This window comes from Mesorhizobium sp. M7A.F.Ca.AU.001.01.1.1, assembly GCF_004022735.1.
GTDB lineage: Bacteria > Pseudomonadota > Alphaproteobacteria > Rhizobiales > Rhizobiaceae > Mesorhizobium > Mesorhizobium ciceri.
Window position 1 is genome coordinate 1 of the sequence record NZ_RZPF01000508.1, and the last position, 4,922, is coordinate 4,922.

At 63.9% G+C, this 4,922-nt stretch carries 4 protein-coding genes and 1 pseudogene; 4 read left to right on the forward strand and 1 reads right to left on the reverse strand.

The annotated features are described in order from the left end of the window. A pseudogene (locus tag EN884_RS25640) lies at positions 1-341 on the forward strand (molybdopterin molybdenumtransferase MoeA); the annotation flags it as partial. Positions 342-389: 48 nt separating this feature from the next. Here EN884_RS25640 and EN884_RS25645 read toward each other — a convergent pair. Beyond that, entirely contained in the window at positions 390-1,220 is an 831-nt protein-coding gene (locus tag EN884_RS25645; protein ID WP_063167975.1) for an alpha/beta hydrolase, read from the reverse strand. Between the two features lie 313 nt (positions 1,221-1,533). Between EN884_RS25645 and EN884_RS25650 the strand changes: the two genes are divergently transcribed. The 3 genes from EN884_RS25650 to EN884_RS25660 all read left to right on the forward strand — a co-directional run. Next, positions 1,534-3,159 (forward strand): AMP-binding protein, encoded by a 1,626-nt coding sequence (locus EN884_RS25650; RefSeq protein WP_063167974.1) that lies wholly within the window; start codon positions 1,534-1,536, stop codon positions 3,157-3,159. Then, entirely contained in the window at positions 3,156-3,992 is an 837-nt protein-coding gene (gene kynA / locus EN884_RS25655) for a tryptophan 2,3-dioxygenase (protein WP_013531744.1), read from the forward strand. Before EN884_RS25650 ends, kynA begins: the two co-directional genes overlap by 4 nt. Positions 3,993-4,070: 78 nt before the next feature. Beyond that, positions 4,071-4,922 (forward strand): aminotransferase class V-fold PLP-dependent enzyme (locus tag EN884_RS25660; RefSeq protein ID WP_128360800.1); only part of this gene is annotated, 852 nt, incomplete at its 3' end.

The window sequence follows — 4,922 nt, forward strand, 5'->3', positions numbered from 1 at the left end:
GCGATATCAGGTGCATCGGCCTGCCCGGCAACCCGGTGGCAAGCCTGGTCTGCTCGCAACTGTTCCTGAAGCCGCTGCTGGCGCGGCTCGGTGGCCGCAACCATCGCCAGGACATTCGCCCAGCGCGACTGGGTACCGCAATGCCGGCCAATGATTTGCGCCAGGACTATGTCCGAGCCGTGGTCAGGGAAGATGACGGCGCGCTGGTGGCGACGCCGTTCGGCATTCAGGATTCCTCGATGCTGAGAATGCTGGCCGACGCCAACGGGCTGATCGTGCGGGCGCCGTTTGCCCCTGCAGCAGCCGCGGGCGAGGCTTGCAGCGTTTTGATGCTGCGCTGAGGAATTCCAGGCAAGCCGTTCATAACAGACGAGAAAGTGATCTCGGCTCTAGCTCGAGATCAAGCTCTGTGTCAGCGGATGCGCCGGATCGGCAAGGCCGTCGACAATGTCGTAGTGATGCCGGTCGGGCTCGACCACGGTGCTGGTGGTGGCGCCAAGGCCGGTCCAGATGTTGGCAAGCAACGCATTCTGGCGCAGGAACTCGGCGCGCTCACCGCCGCCGGCCCAGCAGGTGATGCGGGCGCCATCCATCGGGCGCAGCAGGGCTGGGCTTTCAGCCAGCGCCTCCTCTTCGTCGATTGCCAGGTCCTTGTTCATGCCGGTGCGCATGAGCGGACGCAAATCGTGTAGACCTGAAATCGAAACGACATGGCGTATGCGCCGCGCCACATCCGGCGCCAGAGGCGTGGTTGTCGTCACCATCCGGGTGGCGAGATGGCCGCCGGCCGAATGTCCGGTCAGCATCAGCGGTCCGTCAACCATTGCCGCTGCCTTGCCAATCGCCGCCCCGACCTCCCGGACGATGCCTGCGATGCGTATGTCCGGGCACAGCGTGTAGGAGGGCATCGCAACGGCGAAGCCGCTGCCGACCGCGCCATTGGCGAGATGCGACCACAAGCTCTTGTCGGTCTCCAGCCAGTAACCACCATGGATAATCACCACCAGTCCTTTGGGCGCGGCCTTGGGAAGGAAAAGATCGAGCCGATTGCGCGGCCTGTCGCCGTAGGCGATGTCGAGCCGTGCCCGGCTCTCTGCCGAGAGCGCATCGCGGAATGCTGCCGCTGGCTCGGACCAGGCGGCTGGCCAACGGTCGCTGCCGGCAATGTTCGCGCCGTTGGCATAGGCATCATCCCAATCGACGATGTGACGTTCGAACATCTGCGCCCTCCCCCAAAACGGCATCGCTGTTGCGCTAGCAATGGCCAGCGCCACGCCATGCGTCAATGCTCCAGGGCAAAAACATTTTAGGCTTGAAACAAATTTCGACTGGTGCGATCCTGCCCGCACGAACAGCCGACAATGGGAGGTCTGCTGTGCTGCCCTCACCTGCAGATGTTCACCCTTTCGGCGCGCATCTCCGAGCAGGCGTGATGGGCAGCACGAAGCCTCCTCAGAGCAGGACCTTAGGATCCACCACATCCAGCCAAGGCGCATTGCGCACTGGCCAGGCAGCAGACGGGAGAGCGGCGACATGCTTGGGCCTTCAGCGCATATCGACACGTTCACGCGCGATCACCTGCCGCCGCCGGAGCAATGGCCCGATATACTGCTCGACGGCTTCGACTATCCCGAACGCCTCAACGCCGGTGTCGAACTGACCGACCGGCTGGTCGAGAAGGGCCTCGGCGACCGCACAGCCCTGATCGGCAATGGCCGCCGCCGCACCTACAAGGAACTGTCCGACTGGACGAACAGGCTCGCCCACGCGCTGGTCGAGAATTATGGCGTCGAGCCCGGCAACCGGGTGCTGATCCGCTCGGCCAACAACCCCGCCATGGTCGCCTGCTGGCTGGCTGCCACCAAGGTCGGCGCCGTGGTCGTCAACACCATGCCTATGCTGCGCGCCGGCGAACTGGCCAAGATCGTCGACAAGGCGGAAATCACCGTCGCGCTCTGCGACACCAGGCTGATGGACGAGATGACCGCCTGCGCCAAGGACAGCACCTTCCTCAAACAGGTCATAGGCTTCGACGGCACCGCCAACCATGATGCCGAGCTCGATCGTGCCGCTCTCGACAAGCCGGTGACATTCACCGCCGTCAACACCGGCCGCGACGATGTCGCGCTGCTCGGCTTCACCTCGGGCACGACAGGCGTGCCGAAGGCGACGATGCATTTCCACCGCGACCTCCTGATCATCGCCGACGCCTATGCCCGCGAAATCCTGGAGGTGACGCCGGACGACATCTTCGTCGGCTCGCCGCCGCTGGCTTTCACTTTCGGCCTTGGCGGGCTCGCTATCTTTCCCCTGCGCTTCGGTGCGGCGGCGACGCTGCTGGAGCAGGCGACGCCACCCAACATGATCCACATCATCGAGACCTACAAAGCCACGATCTCCTTCACCGCGCCGACTGCCTACCGCGCCATGCTGAAGGCCATGGATGAAGGTGCCGATTTGTCTTCGCTGCGGGTTGCCGTTTCAGCCGGCGAAACCTTGCCCGCTCCGGTTTTCGAAGAGTGGACGCAAAAGACCGGCAAGCCGATCCTCGACGGCATCGGCGCCACCGAAATGCTGCACATCTTCATCTCCAACCGCTTTGGCGACATGAAGCCCGCGTCGACCGGCAAGCCGGTCGGCGGCTACGAGGCGCGCATCGTCGACGACGAGATGCGCGAAGTACCGCGCGGCGCGACCGGCAGGCTGGCGGTGCGCGGCCCGACCGGCTGCCGCTACATGGCCGATATCAGGCAGAAGGACTACGTGCGCGACGGCTGGAACATCACCGGCGACACCTTCACGCAGGACGAGGACGGCTTCTTCCATTTCGCCGCGCGCTCCGACGATATGATCGTCAGCGCCGGCTACAACATTGCCGGCCCCGAGGTCGAGGCCGCACTTCTGTCACATCCCGACGTCGCCGAATGCGCGGTGATCGGCGCCGAGGACGCCGAGCGCGGCCAGATCGTCGAGGCGCATGTCGTGCTGGTGCAGGGCGTGGCGCCTGACGCATTGACGACCAAGCGCCTGCAGGACCATGTCAAGGCGACGATCGCGCCCTACAAATACCCGCGATCGGTGAAATTCATTGCTGCTTTGCCCAAGACCCAGACCGGCAAGATCCAGCGCTTCCGGCTGCGCACGGAGAAAGTCAATTGAGCGAGCCCTACGATCCGGCGTCCGAAGGCGCACAGATGTCGTTCAACGAGCGCATGTCGTACAGCGACTATCTGCACCTGGAGAAAGTGCTGGAGGCGCAGACACCGCTCTCGTCGGCGCATGACGAGATGCTGTTCATCATCCAGCACCAGACCTCGGAACTGTGGATGAAGCTCGCTTTGCACGAGATTGGCGCCGCGATCCGCTCGATCCGCGCCGACCGGCTTGAGCCGAGCTTCAAGATGCTGTCGCGAGTCGCGCGCATCTTCGAGCAGCTGAACAATGCCTGGGATGTGCTGCGGACGATGACGCCCAGCGAATACACCGAGTTTCGCGACGCGCTCGGCCAGTCCTCGGGTTTCCAGTCCTGGCAGTATCGCGCCATCGAGTTCATGGCCGGCAACCGCAACCTGGCCATGCTCGGCCCTCACAAGCATCGGCCTGACCTCAGCGGAAAGCTGGAAGCCATTCTGGCCGAGCCGTCGCTCTATGACGAAGCGCTGCTGCTTTTGGCGCGCAACGGATTCGACATCGGTGCCGATGCCAGGCGCACGGACTGGCGTGAGACGCGAACCGAGAATGAAGAGGTCCTGGTCGCCTGGCAGACTATCTACCGCGATCCGCAGCGCTACTGGATGTTCTACGAACTGGCCGAGAAGCTGGTCGACTTCGAGGATTATTTCCGCCGCTGGCGCTTCAACCACGTCACCACGGTGGAGCGCATCATCGGTCTGAAGCGCGGCACCGGCGGCACGTCGGGCGCTTCGTATCTGAAGAAAATGCTCGAGGTCGTGCTGTTTCCGGAGCTGTGGACGGTCCGCACCCGGCTCTGACATCATCGAAATGAGAACAGGCTCACCGAAGGGACGCTCTGTGGCGGAAACCCCTTCGCGAACAACCGGGGACTGACCATGAGTGGAATTCCTGATCTCGCCGCAGTCGAAGCGATGGATGCCACGGATCCGCTGCGGGCCATGCGCGACCGTTTCATTCTGCCGGAGGGGGTGATCTATCTCGACGGCAATTCACTGGGGGCAGCATCTCATGCCGTTTTCGGCGAGCTGCAGCAGGCGGCGACGCAGGAATGGGCCCGAGATCTTATCCGAGCCTGGAACACGGCCGGATGGTTCGAGATGCCGATCGAACTCGGCGACCAACTCGGACGCCTGATAGGAGCCGCGGCCGGCCAGACCGTTGTCTGCGACACGACATCGACCAACATCTACAAGGTGCTGCACGCAGCGATGGAGATGCGGCCCGGCCGGTCAGCCATCGTCGCCGAAGGTGACAGTTTTCCCACCGACCTGTACATCGCCGAAGGCGTGGCCTCGACCCGGGATGGCGTCCTGCTGCGCCTCGCGGGCGTCGACGCGCCGACCATCGAAGATCTGATCGACGAAAACGTCGCGGTGGTGCTGGTCAACCACGTCAATTACAAATCGGGTGAACTGCGCGACATGGCGGCGCTGACGCGCAGGGCTCATACGGCCGGAGCGCTGATCGTCTGGGATCTCTGCCACACCGCCGGCGCCCTGCCCGTCGAGCTCGATCAGGCAAATGCCGATTTCGCTGTCGGCTGCACGTACAAGTACCTCAACGGCGGTCCGGGCGCGCCGGCCTTCATCTATGCCGCGCAGCGCCACCACGGCGATATCAGCCAGCCGCTCAGCGGCTGGTGGGGCCATGCGCGGCCCTTTGCCTTCGAACGGGGTTATGTTGCCGGCACCGGCATCCGCCGTTTTCTGTGCGGTACGCAACCGGTC